We start from the raw sequence: 25,869 nt of genomic DNA on the forward strand, positions 1-25,869 counted from the left end.
TAGTAAGTAATACTACCTAATGATTGAATGAGAATCGTCCAAATAAATATTGGCAACAGTAATTAGTCATGATATAATTAATTTCGTTGATAATTATTCCGGCATAGCTCAGTTGGTAGAGCACCTGACTGTTAATCAGGTTGTCGTCAGTTCGAGTCTGACTGCCGGAGTTGTTGCTACAAGTCAGCCGTTATGGCTGGCTTTTTTGTTGTGATAGAATACATAAAAATGAAAGAAAATTAATCAATTATTGCCAGATCATTTAATAAATAAAGTCTGACGCCAGGACAAAGCAGCTATAATGGTCCACTGATTTAAAAATAAATTGACGAAGTCCTTTTTCACGCCTATAATGAGGGTATTCTGAAATTTTTATGTGAGATTTACTTATTTCAAAAGCCAATCGTTCATAATAATCTTATTAAGCGGGGGAATAATACCTAATGGATAAAGAAAAGAAATTAGATACAGCCTTCTTCGGACAACCGCGGGGCTTATCGACGCTGTTCTTCACTGAAATGTGGGAACGGTTTAGTTACTACGGGATGCGTGCCATCCTTCTGTTCTACATGTACTATGCGGTAACTAAGGGTGGATTAGGAATGAACCAATCCACGGCCGCTTCAATCATGGCCATTTATGGTTCATTAGTTTACTTGGCAACTGTTGTTGGTGGGTGGCTTTCTGACCGTGTTTGGGGTTCACGGAAGACAGTGTTTATTGGTGGTGTCTTGATTATGTTCGGACACATTGCCTTGTCACTGCCATTCGGTGTGAGTGCCTTATATGTATCGATTGCCTTAATTGTTTGTGGTACCGGTATGTTAAAGCCGAACGTATCAGAAATGGTTGGTGGCCTGTACAGTGAAGAAGATAAGCGACGGGACTCTGGTTTCAGTATGTTTGTCTTCGGTATTAACTTAGGGGCTGCCGTTGCACCATGGGCAGTACCATGGGCTGCCAATGGATTTGGCTTCCACTTGTTTGGAAGTGGGATGAACTTCCACGCCGGGTTCTCACTAGCTGCTATTGGAATGTTCTTCGGATTACTCCAGTACTCGTTAGATGGACGCAAGTACTTATCTAAAGATAGCCTTTATCCTAATGACCCGATTGATAAAGAATCATTACGTCCCGTTATCATTTGGACGATTGTTGGGTTAGCGGTCTTAGTTGTTGTTCTTGGTTTATTAGCAGCAATGGGCCAATTAAACATTACCAACATCATCAACATCATTACTGTAATTGCAATTGCATTGCCAATCTACTACTTCATTATGATGTTGAACTCCAAGAAAGTTACTAAGATTGAAAAGTCACGTGTACTGGCTTACATTCCATTATTCATTGCCGCAGCTATTTTCTGGGCAATTGAAGAATCCGGTTCAGTTGTGCTGGCTTTGTTCGCTGAACAACGGACTGTTTTGCATATTGGTGGTTGGCACTTTGCCGCAGCTAACTTCCAGACCTTGAACCCATTGTTCATCATGATTTTGACACCAGTGTTTGTCGCCCTTTGGGATCACTGGAAGGGTCAGCCAAGTGCACCTGGTAAATTCTCAGCCGGTTTAGTATTTGCTGGTTTATCATATATTTTAATGGCATTGCCAGGTATGTTCTATGGAACTGCTGGTCGTGTTAGTCCATTCTGGCTAGTTGGTTCTTGGTTCATTGTGGAAATCGGTGAAATGCTTGTTTCCCCAATTGGCTTGTCTGTCACTACTAAGTTGGCACCAAAAGCCTTTAAGTCCCAGATGATGAGTATGTGGTTCTTAGCTGACTCCGCTGGTCAAGCGGTCAATGCTCAAATTGTTAAGTACTACTCAACTGCTAATGAAGTACCATACTTCTTGGCTGTTGGTCTGGTAAGTATCGTCTTCGGTGTCATCCTGGTCTTCTTTGTTAAGAAGATCCATGGATTGATGGATGGCGTTGATTAATATCAATCAAAGAGGTTGGAAAAAATTCCAGCCTCTTTTTCATTTAGTGAAAATGAAATCCAAATAATAATTAGGAATAATGAAAAATAATTTTGAGATCAAAATTTTTGCAAATTAATTTAAAAAAGGACTTGCATTTTATTATGAGATTCGATATTATAATAAACGTTGATTGTTAAGAGACATCAACCTTGATGGAGGAGTAGCGAAGTCTGGCTAAACGCGATGGACCGTAAATCCATTCCTTCGGGTTCGGTGGTTCGAATCCACTCTCCTCCACTTTTTATTATTGGGCTATAGCCAAGCGGTAAGGCAACGGTTTTTGGTACCGTCATGCGCTGGTTCGAATCCAGCTAGCCCAACTGTGAAACCGTCAACTGTTGGTTGGCGGTTTTTTGTTACCAAAAATTAGGGGAGCGAACGGTATGCCAAAGCAAGGACACTTTGCCAAATCAACACGATTAAAGCAGTTAAAACAATTTAAGGTAAAAAGACATGTGGTAGGGGAGAATATTAACGATGAACAATTCATCGACTATGTTCTGGTTCGCTTTGCTTTGACGAGCAAACGACAACTCTCTGAGTTAGCAGGAGAAACATTCCAACGGTTTATTATGGAAATATGTGCCGAACTTAACCCGGGAAATAATGATCTTAGTAAAATTGTCTCTGAAAAATTAGCTGACCTGCAAAGCCGTGTCCCGTGGCAGTTTTATCAGCAAGTCTTGGCAGATTGGGAAAAGGTCCAACGTTTTCTTCAGCGTGAGGTACCTGCTGTTCCGTTAAAGGAACGGGTACTGTTAAGTAATCCAATTAGTGAACACACACTGGAGAAGTTGGTTGCTGAATTGCTTGCCCGTCAAACTACGACGGCGATGTTTCTCAATCAAGCAGTTAATGAGCAAATCAAAAAGCAGACAGAGAAACGATTATTAAAAGTGATTATTAACCAAGGACGGGTTGATTGGACAAAAATTGCTGCACTATGGGCACCCTTCAATTTTGAACCGGCAGATAATCTGGATGCTGGAACTAAAAAGTGGCTCCATCAATTAGCAACATTAAACTGAACTTGCAATAATCAACATTGGTTCGAGCTGTGGCAAAGTGAATTGTCAGGGCTCTTTTGCATTTTAAGAAGGTTATCTGACGTGACTAACACGGGAGAAAAGAAAGCAAATATCTATGATGCGATTGTGGCTTTAGCATTATTGACGTTTATTGGTATTATGAACGAAACAGCAATGAACGTTACTTATCCAGAGTTAGCACAAACGTTTCACATTACACTGGATACTACCCAGTGGATTACTAGTGGATACTTATTGATGGTGACAATTGTAATGGGGACCACTGCTTACTTGTTACGTCAGTTTCCTGCTCGGCGATTACATCTAGTGGCAGTGATGATGTTCATTGTAGGAAGCGTGATTTGCGCCACTGCCGTCAACTTTCCAATTCTTTTGACGGGCCGCCTTATTCAGGCCATTGCGACCGGCTTCTCCACCCCAATCCTATTTCACTTAATTTTCACTCAGATTCCCACTAATGAAAAAGGGATGATGACTGGCGTTGCTGGAATGATTATCTCCTTTGCACCAGCGTTAGGACCTACTTATGGTGGCGTAGTTGTGGAGAAGCTATCATGGCGGATGATCTTTTGGATTCTGCTGCCATTTGTATTTGTCAGTCTCTACCTAGGGCAAAAATATATCCATAATCGTCCTTTTGGAAATGATAAGCCATTTTCCTATAGTGCTTTGGCTTGTTTAGCAGCGGCCTTTATCTTGATTATCGGTGGAATTAGCACGATCGGGCGTAGCAGCAACTTCCTAGGTTGCATTTTAGCAGTTATCTTGGCAGTAATTTTTTTTGCAGCATTCTTGTACCTCAACAACCATGGGAAATCACAATTGTTGGATCTTTCGATTTTTCGTCAGGTGCCAATTCGTTTATCGAACTTAACTTACTTTAACCTGCAGTTTATCAATATTGGAATCTCACTAGTAATCCCCGTTTATGCCCAATATGCATTGGGGTGCGGTTCAATGACTGCTGGCTTGATTTTACTCCCCGGATCATTTATTGGGGCTTTTATTGCTCCACTAGGGGGCCGCTGGGCCGACCAACGACGCTTTGCCGAACCAGTAGTTACGGGAGCAAGCATGGTTGCTGTGGCATCGTTATTTTTTATTATCATCCAACGTAACCTAACACCTATACTGATGACACTGTTATTTATTGTGTTGCGCGTTGGCTTTAATTTAGCTTTTTCAACGACAATTTCCAACGCCTCACTAATTGTTTCTTCGCATAATTCTTCAGATGTTAATTCTGTCTTTAATATGGTGCAACAATTTGCCGGATCTGTTGGTACCGGTTTGCTGACGGCAATTATTGCGTTGTACCAAAATCGCGGGAGCGCGTTGGTTAAGCAAACCATTATTGGTGGTCAGATTGATTATTATTTGATCCTGTTTTTAGCTATCATTACTCTAATGGCCGTTATAATTAACTTTCACTGGCAGGCTCACCATAAAAGTGCATAAAAGCGCGGAGATTGATGGTTATTATGGAGCGAGAATGATAAAATTGACCCAGTATTATTAAGGAGTGAATAATAGTGGACAAGCAAAAATTTGTTCCCTTAATTCTTGGTAGTGATTTTAATGCATACGGGATGGCTCGTTCGATGTACGAAAAATACGGGATTAAGTCCCACCTCTACGCTCGCCAACCGTTAGCACCAACCTGCTTTTCTAAGATTGTCGACCTACATTTCTTACCTAATCTGCAGGACGAAGCGGTATTTGCTAAAACGTTAATTACCGCAGCTCAAGAATTTAAGAAAGCTGGTAAAGAGGTTGTTTTGATCTCATGTGGGGATGACTATACTGAGTTAGTCTCGAAGCACCGTAAAGAATTATCTAAATATATGGACTGCCCATATGCAGATTATGATGAGGTTGCTAAATTAACCAACAAGGAACAGTTTTACCAAGTTTGCGAACAATATGGTTTGCCATACCCGAAGACTGATATTTTAAAGCCAGATACTGACTACAAGAATTATCAATCACCATTTGGCTTCCCAATCGCCTTGAAAGCAGCTGATGCAGTGCAGTGGCATAAAGGTAATTTTGCTGGCTATGAGAAAGCTTATATCATTAATGATCAGCAGCGGTTGACGGAAGTCCTGACCACTATTTATGAACATAGTCCATACAAGGGCGACCTGGTCCTTCAAGAGTTTATTCCTGGTGACGATAGTAATATGCGGACAATTAACTGCTATGTAGATCGTAACCATCAAGTTAAAATGATGTGTCTTGGTCACCCATTACTGGAAGACTGCAACCCAGCTAACGTTGGTAATTATGTTGCAATTATGCCAGCATATGATCAACAAATTTATGACAACATTAAGCGTTTCTTGGAAAGCGTTAAATTCACTGGATTTGTTAACTTCGATCTCAAATATGATCGGCGTGATAAACAGTTTAAGGTTTTTGATTTGAATCCTCGCCAGGGAAGGAGTAGCTTCTTTGTTTCGCTGAATGGTTACCAGTTGTCGTCATATCCCGTTGAGGACTATGTCTTTGACACCTTAAAGGATCAACCAACTGTTTATGCTAATAAGGATAAGAGTAAATACCAGTTGTGGCTGGGAGTTTCTCAAAAGACATTCTTGCAGTATGCCAAGGATAATGAAATTAAGCATGAAGCTGAACAGTTGATTGCGCAAAAACGGTTTGGAACAACATTCCACTATGATCGGGATATGAACCTGATGCGGTGGTTACTTGAAAAACGCATCAATAGCAATTACCAAAAGAACTTTGAAAAATACTTTGTGATGAAGAAATAACCAATTAACGGTTGGTAGGGAAGGCCTCTACCAACCGTTTTGTAATGTTTATTGAATTTCTATTCTATCAATGTAATAATGTGGCTTGATTAACTAGTTATTATTAAGAAAGAGATAATTTATGATTCATTCAATTGTTCATTTTATGGTGCATAATCAGGTGTTTACCCTGTTTATTTGCATGGCGATTGGTTTTGCCATCGGTGAATATAAAATTGCTGGTCGATTCAAAATTGGGGCTACCGTGGCAACCTTGGTCGTTACCTTAATTGTTGGTCAAATTGGGTCGTTTCCACGTGATGAAATGTTAGGTACGATCTTTTTTGCAGCCTTCATGTTCTCAATTGGTTACCAAATAGGACCGCAATTGATGGTCTCCCTGAAGCTGTTTGGCTCGCGAATTATCATTGCAGGATTATTTTGGCTCTTATCTGCACTGTTAGTTTCCTGGGCCTTATTTGCAGCATTTCACATTGGCCCTGGAATTGCCACGGGGATTATTGCGGGGTCCCTTACCCAGTCTTCAACGGTTGCTTCTTCTTTAAGTACTATCAATTCTTTGCCGGTTAGTTCAGCCGTTAAGGCTACCTATGAAGCACAATTACCAGTTGCCTATGCTTTGACTTATGTATTTGGAACACTGGGGGTTCTGATTTTCCTTCGTGATATTGCACCGAAAATTCTTGGAATTAATATTCCTAAGCGTGGTCCTCAGATGGCCCGCAAGTACCACTTCCATGCGAAGAATCCTAACCCAACTTGGCGACGAACTTATCGTCTTTTACCTGGATCGCCGTTGGTTGGTAAAACGTTGGGTGGCTTTAATAAATGGTCAGATTACCGTTTAATTGCCTTAGCCGCTTTTCATGACCGTGATATGACCGACCACCTTGAATATCAATTGCAACCAGGAGACTTACTGGTCGTAATTGGTTATGCTGTTCACTTTGATCAGATGCATGCGATTAAAGGCACTAAAGAAGTATTAACGCCAACTAACGCTCCTGCCGAGCGCAAGTTTGTTTTGGGGAAGAATTTCAAGTTTACCCAATTAGCAATTCTTCGGCAGCATGGGGTCTTTATCAATATCCAAGATCCAGATACGGGGAATGAACAGTTATTTAACCAACTGCGTCCTGGTAGTGTCATTTCATTGACTGGTAACACATCACGAACCGCGGCAATTTTAAAGAAGATGGGGCGCTGGCATACTAGCGACTTAGCGATCAACTTTTCACTTTTCTCCTTGGGAATTGCTGGTGCTTCCCTTTTAGGTGTTTTAGGAATAAAATTAAACGGTATTCCTTTGCAATTAGGTAATGGTGTCGCCGCATTGATCATGGGATTGCTATTGAGTACCTGGATTGCTCGTCACCGTGATCATGATTCAATTCCGACCTCGGTTTCGGCTTTCTTCCAGAATGTTGGGCTAACCCTGTTTGTAGGAACAGTTGGTTTGCAATCTGCCCAAGCCTTTACTGGAGCAGTTAAATCTTTGGGGATTGGTGTCCTGATCATTGGGGTGGTAGTCGCTATTGCACCGCACTTGTTAACTCTGCTTTTTGGTCGCTACGTTTTGCACATTGAGCCATTGGCATTGATTGGGGCGCTGACTGGCTCAGGGACTGTAGCAGCTGCGCTAACCGAGATTACCGCTCAGACTGGTTCTGAAGGTGGCGCCTACTTTGCTGCGGCATTGACCCCTGCTTACATTATGGGGAACATTGGCATTACCTTACTAGGGCCAATCTTCGTGGCCTTACTAACATGATTAGAAATAAAACTGAGAGGAAATTATCATGCAACAATTTTTTACAATCCTTGGTGGAATGGGAACTTTAGCAACTGAGTCATATGTCCGTTTGCTTGATCAACGAACTCCAACCCACTCTGATCAGGATTACTTAAATTACGTGGTGGTTAACCATGCTACCATTCCTGATCGCACTAGTTGGATTCTTGACCACAGCAAACCTAATCCGACAATTCCATTGATTGAAGATATCAAACAACAGAGTCAGTTAAATCCAGCATTCTTTGTTTTAATTTGCAATACTGCTCACTATTCATACAATCAACTGCAAGCAGCAACTGACATTCCAATTTTGAATATGTTGCAATCTACGGTGGATGAAATTAAGAAAATTAACCCGACTGCTAAGCGGGTCGGCCTTTTGGCGACTGACGGAACGATTACATCTGGTTTATATGATGCTTATATTACGAAAGCTGGATATGAAGAGGTTAAACCGACGCCCGAGATTCAAGCGATGACAGAAGATCTTATTTACAATGATATTAAGAAGGCCGGTCATTCAGATGGTGCTAAGTATCATGAATTAGTCCGCAAGATGATTGAAGAACAACATTGTGATATTGTCATTTTAGGTTGTACTGAACTTTCATACGCGGAAGAAATGGATCCAGAAACGAAGTATCCAGTGGCCGATTCGCAATCAATTATCGTGGATCGTTCCATTGAGCGGGCATTGCAACTTCGTCAAAAAAAGTAGTGATAAATAATATGGGGGACTAGGGAGATCTTAGGCCCCTTTTTATATTGTGAAAAATTGGTATAGGTGACCCTAAGCATGGTAAAATAATACTCGAATCACTTTTTAGATATTAGTGGTGTAAGGAGGAAGAGATATGAGCTCACCAGTATATATCCAGATCCATAATCAACTTCGTGAGAATATTGAAGATGGTAAATGGAAGGTTGGTGAAAAGATTCCGGCTGAACGAGAGTTGGCTGCCCATTTTGACGTTAGTCGAATGACTCTCCGTCAAGCAATTCAGGCACTGGTTGATGAAGGAATTCTTGAACGGCGTGTCGGTTCAGGTACATTTGTCGCTAATCGTAAAGTTCAAGAGAAAATGTCCGGCGTGACGAGTTTTACAGACTTGATGCGTTCCTTAGGAAAAACACCGTCGAGTAAAACAATTTCTTATCACTTGACGATTCCGTCTCAAACTGAAATTGAAAAATTGAAATTAAGCCATGACGAACAGGTTGTCCGGATGGAACGGGTCCGGTTAGCTAATGATGTTCCAATTTGTTTTGAAATTGCGACTGTCCCCGCTCGGCTAATTGAGAATTTCAGTAAGGAGGAAGTCACTAATTCTTTCTGGCAGACGCTAGAAAAGAAGGCTCACCTGTTTCCAGGTCATGCTGTCCAACATATTTCAGCCACTAATGCAACTGAAAGAATCGCGACTTACCTTAACGTTAAGCGGGGGGATGCACTGCTAAGAATGACGCAGCTTTCCTACTTACAAGATGGTACACCGTTTGAGTATGTTCACACCCAGTATGCTGGCTCACGATTTGAATTTGTATTAGAAAAATAGAGGTATTAAATAATGAAATATAAGTATCCAGACGACAGTTTAGCTCTGCACACCGATGCGTATGAATTGAGCATGATGCAAACGTACTGGAAACAAGGAATTGGTAATCGCCGGGCTGTTTTTGAAGCTTTCTTCCGCAAGATGCCTTTCCAAAATGGCTATGCTGTGTTTGCTGGATTAGACCATATTATCGAATATGTCAAAAACTTGCATTTTACTGATAGTGACATTGAGTACTTAAAGAGTACAAATCAGTTTGATGATGACTTTATTGAATATCTTCGCCAATTTAAATTTTCTGGTTCCATTCGTAGTTTCCAGGAAGGAGACCTCGTCTTCAACCATGAGCCAATCTTCCAAGTTGAAGCACCGATGATGGAAGCGCAACTGATTGAAACGGCGATTTTAAATATTCTTAACTTCCAAATCATGATTGCCACTAAAGCTTCCCGGATTAAATCCATTGTTGGTCAGCAACCGGTAATGGAATTTGGTAGTCGTCGGGCGCAAGAACTGGATGCTGCAATCTGGGGAACTCGGGCAGCATATATCGGCGGATTCGACGCTACTAGTAATGTTCGTGCGGGTAAGTTATTTGGAATTCCAATTTCTGGGACACATGCTCACGCGCTAGTTCAAGCTTATCGCAATGACTATGATGCCTTTAAAGCATATGCGGAAACACACCGCGACTGTGTTTTCCTCGTTGATACCTTTGATACTCTTAAAAGTGGGGTACCGAATGCTATTAAGGTGGCAAAAGAATTTGGCAATAAGATTAATTTCCAGGGAGTCCGGATCGACTCTGGCGATATGGCGTACTTATCAAAAAAAGTTCGTCAAATGTTGGATGATGCTGGATTCAAGGATGCCAAGATTTATGCTTCCAATGGCTTAGATGAAAAGACTATTCAGAACTTGCAGATGCAAGGCGCTAAAATTGATGTATGGGGGATTGGAACTAAGTTGATTACTGCTTATGACCAACCAACATTAGGCGCTGTTTATAAGCTGGTGGCTTTTGAAGATAAGAACGGCAAGATGGTTGATACAATTAAGCTGTCTAATAACGTTGCGAAGATGTCGACCCCCGGTAAAAAGCAGGTTTGGCGGATCAACGATCGTAAAGATGGCAAGAGTGAAGGTGACTATATCACCTTGGATGATGAAAATCCATGCGAAGAATCATCACTCAATATGTTCAATCCCAATTTCCCGCTCCAGCAAAAAGATGTTGATGACTTTAATGCTCGACCAATGTTGAAGGATATTTGGAAAGATGGTCAGTTCGTTTATGATGAACCAACATTAGATGAGAGTCGGCAACGGCGAGCTCGTCATTTAGATTCTTTGTGGGATGAGTATAAGCGTGATCTTAACCCTGAAGTTTATCCGGTTGATTTGTCACAAAAGTGCTATGACAACAAGTTGAATATGATTCATCGGATTCATGAATATGTAAAGACGCTTGATAATTAGGAGGCATTTTATAATGCGTAATCAACAGGCAATTATTATTAACGATCTGCGGGTAAAGCCTTTGATTGATCCTGCTACAGAAGTGCAAGAACGGGTTGATTTCATTAAAGACTTTTTGAAGTCGACCGGGATGCACACCTTAGTTTTAGGTATTTCCGGTGGACAGGATTCTAGCCTTGCTGGTCGTTTAGCGCAATTAGCGGTAGAAGCATTACGAAAGGATACCCACGATGACCACTATCAGTTTATTGCTGTTCGCTTGCCTTACGGTGAACAGGCTGATGAATCTGATGCTATGATGGCTATTAACGATTTTATCCATCCCGACAAGACTGTCCGGGTAAATATCAAGGACGCGACTGATGCGATGGTGCAAGCATTAACTGCTGCTGGGACGGAAATCAGTGATTTTAATAAGGGAAATATTAAAGCACGGCAACGAATGATTGTACAATACGCTATTGCTGGCCAATATGGCGGTGCTGTTGTTGGAACCGACCATGCGGCAGAAGCGGTTACTGGCTTTTACACTAAGTTTGGAGATGGCGGTGCTGATTTAACACCGTTATCAGGGTTGGATAAACGTCAGGGCAAGGCCTTGCTCAAATACTTATCAGCGCCTGCTCACTTGTATGAGAAGGTACCAACAGCCGACTTGGAAGATGACCGACCAATGCAGCCAGATGAAAAGGCGTTGGGAGTTTCCTACCCAGAAATTGATGATTATCTGGAAGGTAAAGAGGTCAGCCGTTCAGCAGCTGAGACGATTGAAAACTGGTATAAACGGACGCAGCATAAACGTCATCAACCGATTAGTCCACGTGACAATTGGTGGCGTTTAACAATCACGGAGGATTAGATGGATCAAAAAGCAATTGAATTAGTTAGTCAGCAAATTCCTGATTTACGACAATCGCAGGTTAAAGCAGCATTGAAGTTAATGGATGAAGGAGACACAATTCCTTTCATTGCCCGATACCGGAAAGAAGCGACCGGGACTCTGGATGAAGTTCAACTTCAGAATATTCATGATCAATACCGGCATGCAACAACCTTGCTGGATCGCCAACAAACGGTTATTAATAAAATTAAAGAAGAGGGCAAGTTAACCGCCACCCTGGAAAAAAAGATCTTAGCTGCTACTGAGTTGCAAGAAGTTGAAGACCTGTATTTGCCATATAAGCAAAAGCGGCAGACTAAGGCCCAAGTTGCGCGTCAGCATGGGTTAGCGCCGTTCGCAAATTGGTTATTATCTTATCCCGATGATGATCCTCAAAAAGCGGCACAGAAATACGTTAACGATGATGTTCCAACAGTTGAAGATGTCCTGAGTGGTGCTCATGAAATTTTGGCTGAAGCCATTAGTGAAATGTCCACTGTGCGGGGTTGGTTACGGAATTATACACGGGATCACGGGCAATTAACTACCACAGTTAAACGTAATGGTGAAGAGAAGGATGAATTGAAGACATATGAGCAGTATTATGACTTTACTAGTCCTGTCAATGAATTAAGTTCATACCAAATTCTGGCAATTAATCGGGGTGAAAAGGAAGGCGTTCTGAACGTTAAAATCACTGCTGATGAATCGACCGTTCTTAATTATTTGCGTTTTCGATTAGTACGTACAAGTAAACAAAATGCTGCTGTTAAGTTGATTGAAGATGCATATACCGATGCTTACAAACGTTTCTTAGGTCCCGCCATTGAACGGGAATTACGACGATCATTAACCGAATCAGCTGACCAGCAAGCAATTAAGGTCTTTGGTGAGAACCTTTATCATTTGTTGATGCAGGCACCAATTAAGGGGAAGGTTGTTTTAGGATTTGATCCTGCTTACCGGACCGGGTGTAAATTAGCAGTGCTTGATGAAAATGGTAAGTTCTTAACGAAGGCAGTTATTTATCCGCATAAGCCCGCGCCCGAAAAGCAACGTGTCGCTGCGGAAGGTCAATTAATTGATCTGATTGAAAAGTATCATGTTGAAATGATCGCTATTGGTAATGGAACGGCCAGCCGAGAGTCAGAACAGTTTGTGGTCAATGCTTTGAAGAAGATTAAGCGGCCCGTATATTATGTCATCGTCAATGAAGCCGGGGCCTCAGTTTATTCTGCGAGCCAGGAAGCACGTGATGAATTTCCAGACTTACACGTTGAACAACGGAGCGCAATTAGCATTGGCCGTCGTTTGCAAGATCCGTTGGCTGAATTGGTCAAAATTGACCCGCAATCAATTGGAGTCGGGCAATACCAACATGACTTGCCAAAGCAGGAACTGGCGGGTGAATTAGATGCTGTTGTTGAGCGTGCCGTCAACCGCGTTGGTGTGAACCTTAACACTGCTAGTTACCAACTATTGACACAAATCTCAGGCCTTAATAAGACCACGGCGAAAAATATTGTTAAATATCGTGATGAGCATGGTAAATATACTAATCGCCAGCAATTAAAGGCGGTACCTCGTCTAGGGCCAAAGGCGTTCCAACAATCTGTTGGTTTCTTGCGGATTGTTAACGGCGATAATCCATTGGATAACACCGATGTGCACCCAGAAAGTTACCCAATTGCCAAGAAAATCATGGACTCAGCACAAATTAGTGTGGATAATCTCGGGTCTGCTGCAGCAGAAAAGCAACTAAAGCAGTTAGATGTTAATGACTTTACAACGGCTAAGGCTGGTGTGGAAACTGTCAAGGACATTGTTGCTTCCTTGCAGAAACCAGGTCGAGATCTGCGTGACTCTATGCCCGCGCCACTGCTGCGTAAGGATGTCATGACTATTGATGACTTGAAGCCGGGGATGAAACTCCAAGGGACGGTGCGGAATGTTGTTGATTTTGGTGCCTTTGTCGATATTGGTGTTAAGCATGATGGCTTAGTGCACGTCTCCAAGATGAGTAAAGAATTCATTAAAGATCCGCGGGCAGCAGTATCTGTCGGCGATATTGTTGATGTATGGATTGAATCTGTTGATATGAAACGTCAACGGATTCAACTAACGATGATTGCACCGCAAGATGAAGCTAATGACTAACAGTGAGCTCCAAAAATTAACTGAGGAGTGATCGCTACGGTACTTTAATCGTCCATTTCAACACCAGATTTTCTTTAATTCGCGGTTACGGACAACTGGCGGTCGGTACCATTTAAACGACCACCATATTGATATCAATCCACTAATGTTAACCGAGTTTGATCAGGATAATTTGCGGCGAGTGGTTCTCCATGAATTATGCCATTATCATTTGCATCTCAGTGGGGCGGATTATCGACACTGTAGTCCAGCATTTCGTAATTTACTTGCCCAAGTTGGTGGATCGCGATACGCGCCACCGACGAGTAAGGCTCGTTGTCGCCAAACGACACTGTGGTTGTATCAATGTACCGGCTGTAAAGTTACTATTTATCGACGTCGTCGCTTTAACGTTAAGCGGTACGTTTGCCGGCAATGTGGACAACATTTCAAATTAATTAAAAAAGTACTTGTCAACGGATAATAGAGTTGCTATACTATTATTTGTTGATGCGGCTGTGGCGGAACTGGCAGACGCGTAAGATTAAGGATCTTATGGTCGATTTATGACCGTGGAGGTTCAAGTCCTCTCAGCCGCACTACTAAAAATACCCAACTGATTTAATCGGTTGGGTATTTTTTTAGATTTAAAATGATCAGAATTTATTAAGTTGAATGATAAATCCCCTTTTATGGTCATGAAAGCGCTATACTAGAATAGTACGTTGACCTAAGGAGGTTTTATTTAATGGAAGCAGATATTAAATGGCTTGATGATCCCGAAACTTTTCGGGTAAATCAATTACCGGCCCACAGTGATCACCATTATTATGGCAATTATCGTGAGTGGCAGACACACGCCAGTCGCTTTGTCCAAAGTCTGAATGGTCAATGGCAATTTAAATTTTCAGCCAATCCTCAAGAACGGCCAGTTGATTTTTATGCTGTTGATTATGATACGAGCGCGTTTGACCGCATTAAAGTACCAAGTGAGATTGAATTAAGTGATTATGCACAAAATAACTACATTAACACATTGATGCCGTGGGAAGGAAAGATTTACCGGCGTCCCGCCTATGCGCTTAGTGCGGATGATGCACAAGAAGGCTCATTTAGTGAGGGCAAGGATAATACGGTTGGTTCGTATGTTCGGCATTTTGACCTTGATCCCGCACTCCGGGGGAAGGATATTCGAATCTGCTTTGAAGGGGTCGAACGGTCCATGTACTTATGGTTGAATGGTCATTTTATTGGATATGCCGAAGATAGCTTTACACCATCTGAATTCGACCTGACTCCTTATATTCAAGATGAGGATAACGTGATTGCCGTCCGGGTATATAAGCATAGTACTGCTTCCTGGATTGAGGACCAAGACATGTTCCGTTTCTCTGGTATTTTCCGGAATGTGGAACTAAAGGCGGCTCCAGTCACTCATATTGAAGACTTAACGATCATGCCGCACGTCAATGATGACTTTCAAACGGGGACCTTTAACTTTGCAGCCCGTTTGAGTGGAGCAGCCGCTGGTTCCGTTCGTATTTTAGTCCATGACGCTGATGGTAACGTAGTGGTAGATGAAACGTTGCCAACAGATGAACACATCGAACTCAATGAAATTGCGGTCGAAAATCTACATCTATGGGATAATCACCACCCATACTTATACCAGCTACTTGTTGAGGTCCGTGATGCTGACGGGCGATTAGTTGAACTAGTACCATATCAATTTGGCTTCCGACGGATCGAGATCAGTGCTAACCACGTTGTATTGCTGAATGGACACCGCTTAATAATCAATGGTGTTAACCGTCACGAATGGGATGCCCGCGGAGGACGGTCCATTACGCTGACAGATATGGAAGATGATATTAAGACCTTCAAGGAAAACAATATTAATGCTGTCCGGACGTGCCACTATCCGGATCAGATTCCGTGGTACTACTTGTGTGACCGCAACGGGATTTACATGATGGCTGAAAATAATCTTGAATCACATGCCACCTGGCAAAAGATGGGCGCCATCGAACCGTCTTATAATGTTCCTGGTTCAGTTCCACAATGGAAGGAAGTCGTTGTTGACCGTGCGCGGACAAACTACGAAACTTTTAAGAACCATCCAGCTATTCTTTTCTGGTCGTTAGGGAATGAATCATTTGCCGGCGATAACCTGGTGGCAATGCAGCAATTTTATAAACAACATGACGCAACACGGTTAGTTCACTACGAAGGTGTTTGTCATACGCATAATTATCAAAAGCAAATTCCGAGTCTTGACCCCGAACAATATTTGTCAAAGGAAGGTTGCAAAGATTACCGTCCAGAGTTGTCAGATGTTGAATCCTGGATGTACTTACCGCCACATCAAGTGGAAGAATACCTGCAGAATAACCCTGACAAGCCATTTATGGAATGTGAATATATGCATGACATGGGTAACTCTGATGGGGGAATGGGTTCATACATCAAATTACTAGATAAGTACCCACAATATTTTGGGGGATTCATTTGGGACTTCATCGACCAAGCCTTGATTGTTCATGATCAAATTTCTGGTCAAGATGTCATGCGCTACGGTGGCGATTTTGATGATCGTCATTCTGACTATGAATTTTCCGGTGATGGACTAATGTTTGCAGATCGGACGCCAAAACCAGCAATGCAGGAGGTTAAGTACTACTATGGCTTACACAAATAAATTAAAAGTGATTTATGGGGATGGTACCCTTGGCCTTGATGGAGATGGCTTTGACTACATCTTTAGCTATGAAAAGGGCGGACTAGAATCCCTTAAGATTGATAATAAAGAGTGGCTGTATCGAGTACCAACACCAACCTTCTGGCGGGCAACTACTGATAATGATCGCGGTAGTGGTTTTAACTTGAAAGCGGCTCAATGGCTCGGGGCAGATCAGTTTGCTAAGTGTGTAGGTATTCAACTGACTGTTGACCAACACCACTTTGCTGAACTTCCCGTGGCACCAATAACTAATCAATTTGATGACCAGCAGACAGCCAGCCAAGTTGAAATTACTTATACCTTTGCAATCTTGACAGTGCCATCGACGAAGGTAACGGTAACGTATTTGATTGATGATCAGGGCCAAATCAAGGTGACCGGTCATTATTATGGTCATTCAGACTTACCAGAATTACCGGTATTCGGTATTCGAATGATTATGCCAACGAAGGCGACGGGCTTTGATTACCAGGGACTTTCAGGTGAAACTTACCCCGATCGAATGGCGGGTGGTAAGCCAGGTCAATACCATGTGGATGGCTTGCCAGTGACTAAGTATCTTGTTCCTCAGGAAATGGGAATGCATATGCGCAACCAATACTTGGTCATCCACCGTAACAGTACGCAAAACAATGCTGATCAGGTAAATACAAACTTTGACTTGCGGATTGCTGCTGATCAACAACCATTTAATTTTAGTTGTTTGCCATATACTGCAGAAGAACTTGAGAATGCAACTCATATTGAAGAACTGCCATTAGCACGACGAACGGTCTTAGTAGTTGCCGGGGCTGTCCGTGGTGTTGGGGGGATTGATAGTTGGGGCAGTGATGTTGAACCTGCTTACCACATTGATTCAGCCCAAGATATTGAATTCTCCTTTATCTTGAATGCTCATAAATAAGTAATTGGCCCTTAGCACAACTGAATGCTAAGGGCCTTTTTATGCGTAATTGTCAGCTTGGTAAAATCAGAGTAGGATAGTCTTTAGCAAAGAGAGAAGAGAAAGAAGATGGGTTTGTGCTTACGGTATTCATTTCGGCCGTTTCTGGAGTATCCATTATTTTAATAATGGTGTTAATCGGCTTTATTTTGAACGAGCGCGGTTGGTTTAACCCACAATCGCCAAGGGTTATCTCCCGCATTGTTACTGAGATTGCCCTGCCATGTTATATGGTAACGACAATTATGAAGGACTTCACGGCTGGTGAATTGAAAACACTATTACCAGATTTGCGTTATCCCGTGCTGTCAATGGTGATTTTGTTTGTCTTATCGTTTGTGGTGGCGCGGCTTATTGGAATTAAGAAGGAACACATTGGCCTCTTCTCATCGATGTTTTTCAATTCCAACACTGTCTTTATTGGTTTACCAATTAACCTGGCACTATTTGGTTCGCCGTCAATTCCATATGTACTGGTTTACTATATGGCAAATACCACATTTTTCTGGACATTAGGCGTTTGGTTGATTCAAAAAGATGGTCGTCATGAAGCCAAGATCAACATTAAACAGGCCCTTCAGAAGATCTTTTCCCCGCCACTGTTGGGATTCATCGTGGGGGTTATTCTGGTGATCCTCCACTGGCATTTACCTCAGTTCTTGATGTCCACATTGTCTTATGTTGGCGGATTAACTATTCCGCTCTCGATGATTTTTATCGGCATTGCCATTTCAAATGCAGGATTAAGTCGCGTGCGGATTAATCGAGATGCTCTTGGTATCTTGCTCGGCCGTTTCCTATTCGCTCCTTTTTTGATGACACTACTAGTATTACCTAGTCATACGATGTCACCATTAATGAAGCAGGTATTTATTCTCCAGGCAGCGATGCCAGTAATGACCAATGCTCCGGTTGTTTCCAAACTGTATTCTGCTGACGCTAATTATGCCGCCATTATGGTAACAGAAACGACTGTTTTGTCGGTAATCGTTATTCCAATATTAATGGTCATTGTGAAGACGTTTGTGCAGTAGACAATCATGGTGAAAGGTTGTTAAATTGTACACAAGTGTGTATCATTGAGACTGTTAAAGGAGTGGCTAAATATGGTGAAGTTAGTAATTGTAAGGCATGGTCAAAGCCAAGCCAATCGTGATAATATTTTTACAGGCTGGACAGACGTGCCCTTAACTGATCAAGGAGTTGAACAGGCCAAGGCGGTTGGTCATGAGCTGGCTAACTTGGGACTGCAGTTTGCTGACGCACATACTTCATACATGTCACGGGCCATTTGCACCCTGAATATTGTCTTGGATGAGACGGACCAGTTATATATTCCGGTTCACAAGACCTGGCGATTGAATGAGCGGCATTATGGGGCACTAAGCGGCCTTAATAAAGCCAAGGTTAAGGAAGAGGTCGGCGCTAAGCAATTACATGAATGGCGACGCGGTTATTCTGCATTGCCACCACAATTAAAGCAACGCCAGCATGAACGTCGCTATGATCGGCTAGGAGTTAAAATGCCGTTAAGTGAAAGTTTGGCAATGACACAGAAGCGGTTATTACCATATTGGCAAGATCAAATTGCCCCTCGCTTATTGGACGGTAAAAATCAATTGATTGTTGCTCATGGTAGTTCGTTACGGGCGTTAATTAAATACTTGGACCAAATCCCTGATGATCAGATTGACAAGGTGGAAGTACCAAATGGGAAGCCAATCTTGTATGAATTTGATGAACATTTGAATATTGTTAAAAAGACGTTTATAACAATGGATGGTGAAAAAGATGGCAATTCATGAATTAACCAATAATCCCAACCTGAGTGGTCAGGTGCGGCTGATTGATAACATTACCTATGCGGCAGTTGATGGTGAACCCATTAAAATGACAATTCTTGCCCCATGGACCCAACGCTTTCCGCAAAAATATACGACAACGCCACGACCACTGATCGTTTTTGTTCAGGGGAGTTCCTGGCGGTTGCCCCACTTGGGGGAAGAGATCCCGCAACTCGTGCAATTTGTAAAAAAAGGTTATGTTGTGGCGACTGTACAGCACCGTAACTCACTTGATGGGCACCCATTTCCAGCTTTCCTGCAGGATGTGAAGACCGCGATTCGGTTCTTACGAGCTCATGCTCAAAAGTATGCCATTGATCCTGACCGAGTAGCTTTATGGGGCACTTCATCAGGGGCGAATGCGGCAATGTTGGCCGGCCTGACTGGAGACGACCCCGCATACGAAACGGCTGATTATGCTGATCAGTCTGACCGGGTCAACGCTGTTATTTCTTGTTTTGCGCCAATGGATGTTGAGGATACTTTTGCTCAATCCCAAAACGTCCCGGGAAGTGATTTGTTACAATTTTGTCTATTTGGCTCAGACACTAGTAAATGGAATCAGGTCAAGGCGGAAATGAGTCCGTTAAAACATGTCCAGTCAGGTAAGCAGTACCCGGCCTTCCTATTATTCCATGGTGATGCGGATCAAATTGTTCCATACCATCAAATGGAAGAAATGTATAATGCTTTGACCAAAGTTGGTGCAAAGGTTGAAGCCTACCGTGTGAAGGGAGCCAACCATGAGCGCGACTTTTGGAGCCAAGCAATTTATGATACTGTTGCTGAATTTTTGGCACCAATTGAACATCCGACGGTTAAAGATAACTAAATTTAAAACACAAACAGACAACCACCACAGCGATGGTTGTCTGTTTTAATTTCTTAGTAGTTAAGCCAACGTGCCCATTGGATCCCATGGCTTCAAAACAGCGGGTGCTTCAGCTTGTGCATGGGCCTGCTTATCATTGAGGTACTTTTTATTAACCACAATTTGGTAAACGTATTGGTCCATCCATTCGTCACTCATAACAAAGTAACCCTTAGTACCAACTTTAGACCCCCAGGAGTTTTCAACTTTCCATTTGGTTGGTTTGCCGTCAACCAAGTCAACTCCGGTGATGACCATTGCATGATCCATCATACTTTGCTTGTAATCTAGCATATCAGCCTTGGACATATTGAGATCTACATTAAACAGTTGGTCAAAATCAAATGTATTGAGGGCCATAATACCGAGTTTAGTTTCGGAATATTTAATGACATCAGAACCAAACCAGACACTTTCACCAGCTTGTAATTGTTTAATGGCGAGGTCCTTCAAGTCTTGCATTGGCAGGTTGAGGTGCTTAATTTGGCGGCCGCCAACAACGTTACCCAACATATCAATGGTATAAGTTTTATAGTATTCCTTATCTGCTGTTGGGGCTTGGATGATTGAAATGTAGTCATCCAAATTCCAACCGATATACTTCTGGAAGAATTCTTGAGGAGTTAGGTTAGCTTCACGGTGGAATTTGTGATCTTTCTTTGTTCGGTATTCAAAATCAAAATGGGTAGCTGGCTCGCCAAAGGCATAAGACAGCATCCGATAAACTTCTCCCAACATAACCTTACGTTTGGCATTTAATTGATCTTCACTGGCATGCTCTTCATTAACCATTTGCCGTAAAATTACTGCATCATGACGCAACTTCGTGTTGAGCAGGTCGTTAATCCCATTGGACCGGTTAGAGTTGAATGATTCCGGCATTGCTGATTTTGGCATTACCCCGTACTTTTCGATGAGTGCACATAACATGTCCCATTGACCACCATCGGATTGGGGAGCATCCATTAACCAGGCGACTTTACGATCATCAGTTGGCAAGTTGGCGGTCTTCAGAACGTTTTCGTAGAAGTAGTTAGCTTTTTCAAATTTATCCCAGAAGAATTGATATGATTGTGATAATTCGAAGTCGTCAGGCAGGTTAAACTTTTGCTGCATCTCATGACGCATCGTGTTTAATGCAGCAAACATCCAGCACCGCCCAGACTGCTTTTGGTCGGCAACGTCCCCCGTCTTTAAATCAATTGAAAAGTGAGGATCATTGTCAGTAATGGAGTGCCAATTAAAACTAGCATTGCGGACACCATTTTTAGTGACACTATTTTCTAAGACGGCGTTTGTTTGATTATCATCATAATCATGACGGAACTTTACTAAGTCGTCAGAACTAATTTGATATGACATATGATTAGTCACGCTCCTTAACGTTATTAACTAATATTATAGTGATTACACAAAAGAAAAGCGAGACTGAGCAACTTGTTCAGCCTCGTCATTATTAATATTGTGCTTCCCACTTGGTATCAGCAACCGCCTTTTCAGCGTTATCGACACTAGCTAAGCCTTGGTCAATGGCTGATTGAGCGACAGCAACGGCGACCCGTTCCGAAAACTGAGTGATATTTTTAACGGGTGGGAGAACAGCAGCGCCGGGTTGATCGGGGTCAACTAAGCCGACCAGGGCATGAGCAGCTGCAACTAACATTTGATTATTGATCACTTTAGCTCCCGCAGCGATTGCACCGAGACCAACACCTGGATAGATTAAGGCATTATTAGCCTGCCCAATATGGAAAGTCGTTTGATCAAGTTGAATGTCAGCAACCGGAATTCCAGTCGCAATTAACGCTTTCCCGTTTGTCCATTTAAGGAGGTCACTGGCCTTCGCTTCAGCTAGTTCTGTCGGATTAGATAATGGGAAGATAATTGGTCGTGTCGTATTGGCTGTCATTTCACGGACAATTGGTTCAGTGAAGGCCCCTGGTTGGGTTGAGGTCCCAATCATTACGGTTGGCTGAACAGCATGAACGACTGCGCCTAAATTAGTTAGTCGGTCAGAATTAGGAAACTCGTCTCGTTGACGCGTAAATGGCTTTTGTTTGGCTGTTAAAGAAGGGGTATCGTCAAACAAAAGCCCCTGTTTATCAACGAGGTAGAAGTGTTGCTTAGCTTCTTCTGGCGTTAATCCTTCTCGAACCAGTTCTTCAAATAGTATCCGGACAATCCCCATCCCCGCAGTACCAGCGCCAAAGGTGAGGAATGTTTGGTCGCGTAACTTTTCCCGGGAAATATTAAGTGCGCCTAATACTCCCGCAAGGGCAATGATCCCGGTTCCTTGGATATCATCGTTGAAGGTTAAAAGACGGTTTTGGTACTTATCGAGGATTTGGGCAGCGGTGCCTCGACCAAAGTCTTCAAAGTGGAGCAGAGCCTTAGGATATACTTTCTCTACCGTGATAATAAAGTGATCGATGAAGTCAAAATACGGTTGTCCGCTGATTCGGGGATGCTGCTCACCGAGGTAGTTAGGATCTTCTAGCAAGTGGTGGTTATTAGTACCAGCATCAATCACGACTGGGAGTACTTGTTCAGGGTTAATACCCGCGGCAGCGGTATAAACCATGAGCTTACCAACGGCAATGTCAACGCCATCGACACCCCAGTCACCAATACCAAGGATTCCTTGAGAATCAGTCACAACGATCAGGCGAATGTCACGGTCGCCGCTTACGTTCAGCAAGCTCTCTTGGATGTTTTCGGGATGCTGGACAGACAGGTAAGCAGCATTCTGCGGGCGTAGGTAACGTTCGTTGTACTTTTCAATTGATTCCGCAATCACGGGATCATACACAATTGGCATCATTTCAGTAATGTGGTGCTGCATGATATAGAAGAATAAGGTCCGGTTAGTGTTGAAAATTTCCATTAAGAAATGGCGCTTTTCAATCCGACTCATCTTGCTTTGGTATAACTTGTACATGTCGTTTGCTTGTTGATCAATTGTTTTCACACGTGATGGCAAGGCGCCAATTAGCCCATAACGTCGTCTTTCTTCCATGGTGAATGCAGTCCCCTTATTTTTGAATGGGTTATTTAAGATGTTCATTGCATCAGTCATTTTACTATCTCCTTTGCTTGTTGATACCCTGAGTCTAATTGGTCTCCTAAACGATAGTCAAATATGTGGTATATTATAAATATAATTTATATATACAATGTAAGACCTATCGAACAAGCAAATTATGAAAATTAAAGAATTAGAATATTTTATGTCCCTAATAAAAAATAAGAATTTTTCTGCAACTGCTGATGAATTTCATGTCAGTCAACCGACCGTGACGATGGCAATTCAACGGTTAGAAGCCAAGTACGGGGTAAAGTTCTTCATTCGTGACCATGTTCACCGCCGTATCAAGGTGACCAAGACTGGCCAACAGTTTGCTCGCCACGTGCAAACAATTTTAAACGAGCTAGTTATTGCCCAACGAGAAATTGACAATGCCAAGCAGCAGAAAATCCATTTTGGGTTACCCGCAATTATTGGCAATTATTATTTTGCTGCACTGGCCCCTAAGTTGCTGCGGGCACATTTGTTAGAATTATTGGACGTCACTGAAGAAGGTTCTGAACACTTGCTTCAGATGGTACTGGATGGTGATCTTGATATGGCTTTTCTAGGATCGGATCATACTCCCCACAATGACCAGCTAACAATTCATGAGTTCACCAAGTTTCCATTTAAACTAATTGTGGGGAACACTAATCCGTTAGCACAACGCCACCAGATTGCTTTTAGTGACCTGCGGGGTCAAAGCTTCATTATGCCCGATACTGATTTTATTCATGTTGCTGCATTTCACCAGATGTCGCGGGCTGCCCATATTCGACCTAAAGTCATTTATCGGACCAATGATATTCACATTATTAAGCAACTAGTAGCGGAAAATGTTGGGGTCTCGTTTTTAACATCATTAGCTCTGACCCCTGATGACCACCTCACATCCTTAAAGTTCACAGACCATCAGCAGCCTTATTTCCACCTGTCCTTGGTAAAACGGCGCAATGAGCTTTTGACACCATCACAACAGCAGTTATGGGATTTATTAACGAATAAAAAAAGCAGTCATTAGCGATTTGCTAATAACTGCTGCACAAATATTAATAATTAAGGACGAGCATGTAGTAACTTTGGACCATCTTGAGTACCAACTAACACATCGTTAACTTGGTCGAGGAATAAGCCATCTTCAATCAAACCAGCCAGGTCGATCAATTCTTTATGAAGCTTGAATGGGTCAATGATTTGCTCAAGGTGCAGGTCGATGATGAAGTTTCGTTGGTGAGTGCGGAACAAGTCGGAATTATCGGCATTCATTCGCCAGGTTGGCCGGTAACCCTTCCGTGCTAGCCGTCTGAAGAGGTGATGACTACCATAAGGGGTAACTTCCACGGGCAGAGGGAACTTTCCTAAGTTATCCACCATTTTGGATTCATCAACGATCCACATTACACGGTTAGATGCGTAAGAGACAATCTTTTCCCATAGTAATGCGCCACCGCCGCCTTTAATACCTTGGAAATCAGCACTGACTTCATCGGCACCATCGATTGTGAGATCAATATGGTCAACATCATCAATTGCTTTAACGGGGATACCTAGAGATTCAGCCTGGCGGGTAGTGCGGTTAGAAGTAGTAACACATGTAATGTCAGTGATTTCTCCTGCTTGCATTTTCTTGCCGAGGGCGTCGACTAAGCAATGGACAGTCGTTCCTGTTCCTAAACCAACGATCATGTCGTCATGAATGTAGTTGACCGCTTCTTGACCGACTTGTTGCTTGAGCTCATCTTGATTCATGATGTTCCTCCTTAAAATTAAAACCGATCTTCCGGTAACAGCACGTGCTGATATTCGGGGTGGATCTTAAATTGCTGTTTGGCAAATGGACACATTAGTTTAACAGTTAACCCTTGTTGTTCAGCTAGTTGAACAAAGCGCTTGACTAACTCGGCGGCAATTCCTTGTCCCCGATAATCTGGGTGGACGAAGACCCGTTCAAGAACTACGCGCTTGGCGACACCAGTTATTTTGGGAAAAGACAGTTCGCCGACAAAGGGATTGTCATTAGTTGAAGCAACGATTCGTTGATTTTGGACTTGATATTTAATCATTGTTGCCACCCCTCTTTCAAGTAAAGAAATACCATTAATGCTGTTTCTATCATATAATAAAATGACGAACTTAAAAAGAAATGGGTGATTAACGATGAAACGTGGCTTTCAAGTCGTTTCAACGAAAGAAAATCAAGGACTGCATTTACCTCAGCGACAAACATCGCAAGCTGCCGGCTATGATTTTGAGGCCTCAGAAGATTTTGTCTTGCCTTCAATTTGGAAAGGTAATTTTCTGAAAGCATTGTGGCATCTTCATCAGGCACAGACCCTTTCTGCGGATGAATTAGCAGCTGCGGATAAGTGCTTGAAACCATACCTAGTGCCGACTGGCATTAAGGCTTACATGCAGCCAGGTGAATACCTATTATTAGCTAACCGGTCAAGTGGCCCCCTAAAGCGCCGCTTGATTTTGCCTAACGGTGTTGGTATTGTCGACGCAGATTACTACAATAACGATGCTAACGAAGGGGAAATCTTCTTCCAACTGGTTAACTATGGGTTAACTGATTACCATATTAAAAAAGGTGAGCGGATTGGCCAGGGCATTTTCATGTCCTACCTCACTGCTGATGATGAGCAAGCACCGACCGCTCAAAGGACCGGTGGGTTTGGCTCAACCAAAAAATAATATAGCAAATTCATTTTGAAAGCGAAATAACTCTATTAAATTAACTGCCAAATTGG

20 protein-coding genes, 4 tRNA genes and 2 pseudogenes are annotated in these 25,869 nt (G+C 42.5%); 22 read left to right on the forward strand and 4 right to left on the reverse strand.

Annotated elements, in window-relative coordinates; all coding sequences use genetic code 11:
• The first annotated feature begins 97 nt into the window (after positions 1 to 97).
• The 20 genes and pseudogenes from FD27_RS01165 to FD27_RS01255 all read left to right on the forward strand — a co-directional run bounded on the left by FD27_RS01165 (position 98) and on the right by FD27_RS01255 (position 20,013).
• Positions 98 to 170, forward strand: a tRNA-Asn gene (locus FD27_RS01165).
• 273 nt (positions 171 to 443) lie between these two features.
• Positions 444 to 1,940 carry a peptide MFS transporter gene (locus tag FD27_RS01170; RefSeq protein WP_057748270.1) on the forward strand — a complete coding sequence of 499 codons (1,497 nt, stop codon included), beginning with the start codon at positions 444 to 446 and terminating at the stop codon, positions 1,938 to 1,940.
• 196 nt (positions 1,941 to 2,136) lie between these two features.
• Positions 2,137 to 2,219: transfer RNA gene (locus FD27_RS01175), tRNA-Tyr, on the forward strand.
• A gap of 11 nt (positions 2,220 to 2,230) precedes the next feature.
• A tRNA-Gln gene (locus tag FD27_RS01180) sits at positions 2,231 to 2,302 on the forward strand.
• A 63-nt stretch (positions 2,303 to 2,365) separates the two neighbouring features.
• Positions 2,366 to 3,010 carry a hypothetical protein gene (locus FD27_RS01185; RefSeq protein ID WP_057748275.1) on the forward strand — a complete coding sequence of 215 codons (645 nt, stop codon included), beginning with the start codon at positions 2,366 to 2,368 and terminating at the stop codon, positions 3,008 to 3,010.
• A gap of 81 nt (positions 3,011 to 3,091) precedes the next feature.
• Positions 3,092 to 4,489, forward strand: coding sequence for an MFS transporter (locus tag FD27_RS01190; protein WP_057748278.1), 1,398 nt, complete (start codon positions 3,092 to 3,094; stop codon positions 4,487 to 4,489).
• A gap of 74 nt (positions 4,490 to 4,563) precedes the next feature.
• Positions 4,564 to 5,808: a carboxylate--amine ligase gene (locus tag FD27_RS01195; RefSeq protein ID WP_057748281.1), complete on the forward strand. Its 1,245-nt coding sequence runs from the start codon at positions 4,564 to 4,566 to the stop codon at positions 5,806 to 5,808.
• A gap of 121 nt (positions 5,809 to 5,929) precedes the next feature.
• Complete coding sequence (locus FD27_RS01200) at positions 5,930 to 7,579, forward strand: aspartate-alanine antiporter-like transporter (protein ID WP_057748284.1); 1,650 nt, start codon at positions 5,930 to 5,932, stop codon at positions 7,577 to 7,579.
• A gap of 28 nt (positions 7,580 to 7,607) precedes the next feature.
• Positions 7,608 to 8,321, forward strand: coding sequence for an aspartate/glutamate racemase family protein (locus FD27_RS01205; RefSeq protein WP_057748288.1), 714 nt, complete (start codon positions 7,608 to 7,610; stop codon positions 8,319 to 8,321).
• Between the two features lie 136 nt (positions 8,322 to 8,457).
• Complete coding sequence (locus FD27_RS01210; protein ID WP_057748291.1) at positions 8,458 to 9,159, forward strand: GntR family transcriptional regulator; 702 nt, start codon at positions 8,458 to 8,460, stop codon at positions 9,157 to 9,159.
• Positions 9,160 to 9,171: 12 nt separating this feature from the next.
• Positions 9,172 to 10,638 carry a nicotinate phosphoribosyltransferase gene (locus FD27_RS01215; protein ID WP_057748294.1) on the forward strand — a complete coding sequence of 489 codons (1,467 nt, stop codon included), beginning with the start codon at positions 9,172 to 9,174 and terminating at the stop codon, positions 10,636 to 10,638.
• A 13-nt stretch (positions 10,639 to 10,651) separates the two neighbouring features.
• Entirely contained in the window at positions 10,652 to 11,497 is an 846-nt protein-coding gene (gene nadE / locus FD27_RS01220) for an ammonia-dependent NAD(+) synthetase (protein ID WP_057748298.1), read from the forward strand.
• Positions 11,498 to 13,675: a Tex family protein gene (locus tag FD27_RS01225; protein WP_057748300.1), complete on the forward strand. Its 2,178-nt coding sequence runs from the start codon at positions 11,498 to 11,500 to the stop codon at positions 13,673 to 13,675.
• Positions 13,668 to 14,138, forward strand: a pseudogene (locus FD27_RS08550) (SprT family protein). Before FD27_RS01225 ends, FD27_RS08550 begins: the two are co-directional and overlap by 8 nt.
• Before the next feature lie 28 nt (positions 14,139 to 14,166).
• Positions 14,167 to 14,253: transfer RNA gene (locus FD27_RS01230), tRNA-Leu, on the forward strand.
• 251 nt (positions 14,254 to 14,504) lie between these two features.
• A pseudogene (locus FD27_RS01235) lies at positions 14,505 to 16,352 on the forward strand (glycoside hydrolase family 2 TIM barrel-domain containing protein); the annotation flags it as partial.
• Positions 16,336 to 17,298, forward strand: a complete 963-nt coding sequence (locus FD27_RS01240) for a beta-galactosidase small subunit (RefSeq protein WP_057748306.1) — start codon at positions 16,336 to 16,338, stop codon at positions 17,296 to 17,298. The pseudogene FD27_RS01235 and the gene FD27_RS01240, both read left to right, overlap by 17 nt.
• 116 nt (positions 17,299 to 17,414) lie before the next feature.
• The gene (locus FD27_RS01245; RefSeq protein WP_057748310.1) at positions 17,415 to 18,371 is read left to right on the forward strand and encodes an AEC family transporter; all 957 of its coding nucleotides are present in this window, start codon (positions 17,415 to 17,417) and stop codon (positions 18,369 to 18,371) included.
• 72 nt (positions 18,372 to 18,443) lie between these two features.
• Positions 18,444 to 19,142 (forward strand): 2,3-bisphosphoglycerate-dependent phosphoglycerate mutase, encoded by a 699-nt coding sequence (locus tag FD27_RS01250; RefSeq protein WP_057748313.1) that lies wholly within the window; start codon positions 18,444 to 18,446, stop codon positions 19,140 to 19,142.
• Positions 19,129 to 20,013, forward strand: coding sequence for an alpha/beta hydrolase (locus FD27_RS01255; protein WP_057748317.1), 885 nt, complete (start codon positions 19,129 to 19,131; stop codon positions 20,011 to 20,013). The genes FD27_RS01250 and FD27_RS01255 overlap by 14 nt, the downstream gene beginning before the upstream one ends.
• A 60-nt stretch (positions 20,014 to 20,073) precedes the next feature.
• Here FD27_RS01255 and FD27_RS01260 read toward each other — a convergent pair whose 3' ends face one another.
• Entirely contained in the window at positions 20,074 to 21,414 is a 1,341-nt protein-coding gene (locus FD27_RS01260) for a C1 family peptidase (protein WP_057748320.1), read from the reverse strand.
• 94 nt (positions 21,415 to 21,508) lie between these two features.
• Positions 21,509 to 23,128, reverse strand: coding sequence for a malolactic enzyme (locus FD27_RS01265; RefSeq protein WP_057748323.1), 1,620 nt, complete (start codon positions 23,126 to 23,128; stop codon positions 21,509 to 21,511).
• 124 nt (positions 23,129 to 23,252) lie between these two features.
• Between FD27_RS01265 and FD27_RS01270 the strand changes: the two genes are divergently transcribed.
• Positions 23,253 to 24,140 carry a LysR family transcriptional regulator gene (locus tag FD27_RS01270; RefSeq protein WP_057748326.1) on the forward strand — a complete coding sequence of 296 codons (888 nt, stop codon included), beginning with the start codon at positions 23,253 to 23,255 and terminating at the stop codon, positions 24,138 to 24,140.
• A 35-nt stretch (positions 24,141 to 24,175) separates the two neighbouring features.
• On the opposite strand, the gene rpiA is transcribed toward FD27_RS01270, so the two are convergent.
• Together rpiA and FD27_RS01280 are read right to left on the reverse strand one after the other, a co-directional pair.
• The gene (gene rpiA, locus FD27_RS01275) at positions 24,176 to 24,868 is read right to left on the reverse strand and encodes a ribose-5-phosphate isomerase RpiA (protein ID WP_057748329.1); all 693 of its coding nucleotides are present in this window, start codon (positions 24,866 to 24,868) and stop codon (positions 24,176 to 24,178) included.
• Between the two features lie 17 nt (positions 24,869 to 24,885).
• Entirely contained in the window at positions 24,886 to 25,179 is a 294-nt protein-coding gene (locus FD27_RS01280; protein ID WP_057748405.1) for a GNAT family N-acetyltransferase, read from the reverse strand.
• Positions 25,180 to 25,276: 97 nt separating this feature from the next.
• Between FD27_RS01280 and FD27_RS01285 the strand changes: the two genes are divergently transcribed.
• Positions 25,277 to 25,813, forward strand: coding sequence for a dCTP deaminase/dUTPase family protein (locus tag FD27_RS01285; protein WP_057748332.1), 537 nt, complete (start codon positions 25,277 to 25,279; stop codon positions 25,811 to 25,813).
• The last annotated feature ends 56 nt before the right edge of the window (positions 25,814 to 25,869 follow it).

Origin of the sequence: Limosilactobacillus frumenti DSM 13145, from assembly GCF_001436045.1 — a bacterium.
In the GTDB taxonomy this organism is placed as follows: domain Bacteria; phylum Bacillota; class Bacilli; order Lactobacillales; family Lactobacillaceae; genus Limosilactobacillus; species Limosilactobacillus frumenti.

Bases quoted from the DNA above. Each gene is read 5' to 3' on its own strand.
- FD27_RS01270 (WP_057748326.1), top strand. From the start codon at position 23,253: ATGAAAATTAAAGAATTAGAATATTTTATGTCCCTAATAAAAAATAAG.
- FD27_RS01210 (WP_057748291.1), top strand. From the start codon at position 8,458: ATGAGCTCACCAGTATATATCCAGATCCATAATCAACTTCGTGAGAAT.
- FD27_RS01240 (WP_057748306.1), top strand. From the start codon at position 16,336: ATGGCTTACACAAATAAATTAAAAGTGATTTATGGGGATGGTACCCTT.
- nadE (WP_057748298.1), top strand. From the start codon at position 10,652: ATGCGTAATCAACAGGCAATTATTATTAACGATCTGCGGGTAAAGCCT.
- FD27_RS01185 (WP_057748275.1), top strand. From the start codon at position 2,366: ATGCCAAAGCAAGGACACTTTGCCAAATCAACACGATTAAAGCAGTTA.
- FD27_RS01205 (WP_057748288.1), top strand. From the start codon at position 7,608: ATGCAACAATTTTTTACAATCCTTGGTGGAATGGGAACTTTAGCAACT.
- FD27_RS01260 (WP_057748320.1), bottom strand. From the start codon at position 21,414: ATGTCATATCAAATTAGTTCTGACGACTTAGTAAAGTTCCGTCATGAT.
- FD27_RS01255 (WP_057748317.1), top strand. From the start codon at position 19,129: ATGGCAATTCATGAATTAACCAATAATCCCAACCTGAGTGGTCAGGTG.
- FD27_RS01225 (WP_057748300.1), top strand. From the start codon at position 11,498: ATGGATCAAAAAGCAATTGAATTAGTTAGTCAGCAAATTCCTGATTTA.
- FD27_RS01285 (WP_057748332.1), top strand. From the start codon at position 25,277: ATGAAACGTGGCTTTCAAGTCGTTTCAACGAAAGAAAATCAAGGACTG.
- FD27_RS01215 (WP_057748294.1), top strand. From the start codon at position 9,172: ATGAAATATAAGTATCCAGACGACAGTTTAGCTCTGCACACCGATGCG.
- FD27_RS01200 (WP_057748284.1), top strand. From the start codon at position 5,930: ATGATTCATTCAATTGTTCATTTTATGGTGCATAATCAGGTGTTTACC.
- FD27_RS01265 (WP_057748323.1), bottom strand. From the start codon at position 23,128: ATGACTGATGCAATGAACATCTTAAATAACCCATTCAAAAATAAGGGG.
- FD27_RS01170 (WP_057748270.1), top strand. From the start codon at position 444: ATGGATAAAGAAAAGAAATTAGATACAGCCTTCTTCGGACAACCGCGG.
- rpiA (WP_057748329.1), bottom strand. From the start codon at position 24,868: ATGAATCAAGATGAGCTCAAGCAACAAGTCGGTCAAGAAGCGGTCAAC.
- FD27_RS01250 (WP_057748313.1), top strand. From the start codon at position 18,444: ATGGTGAAGTTAGTAATTGTAAGGCATGGTCAAAGCCAAGCCAATCGT.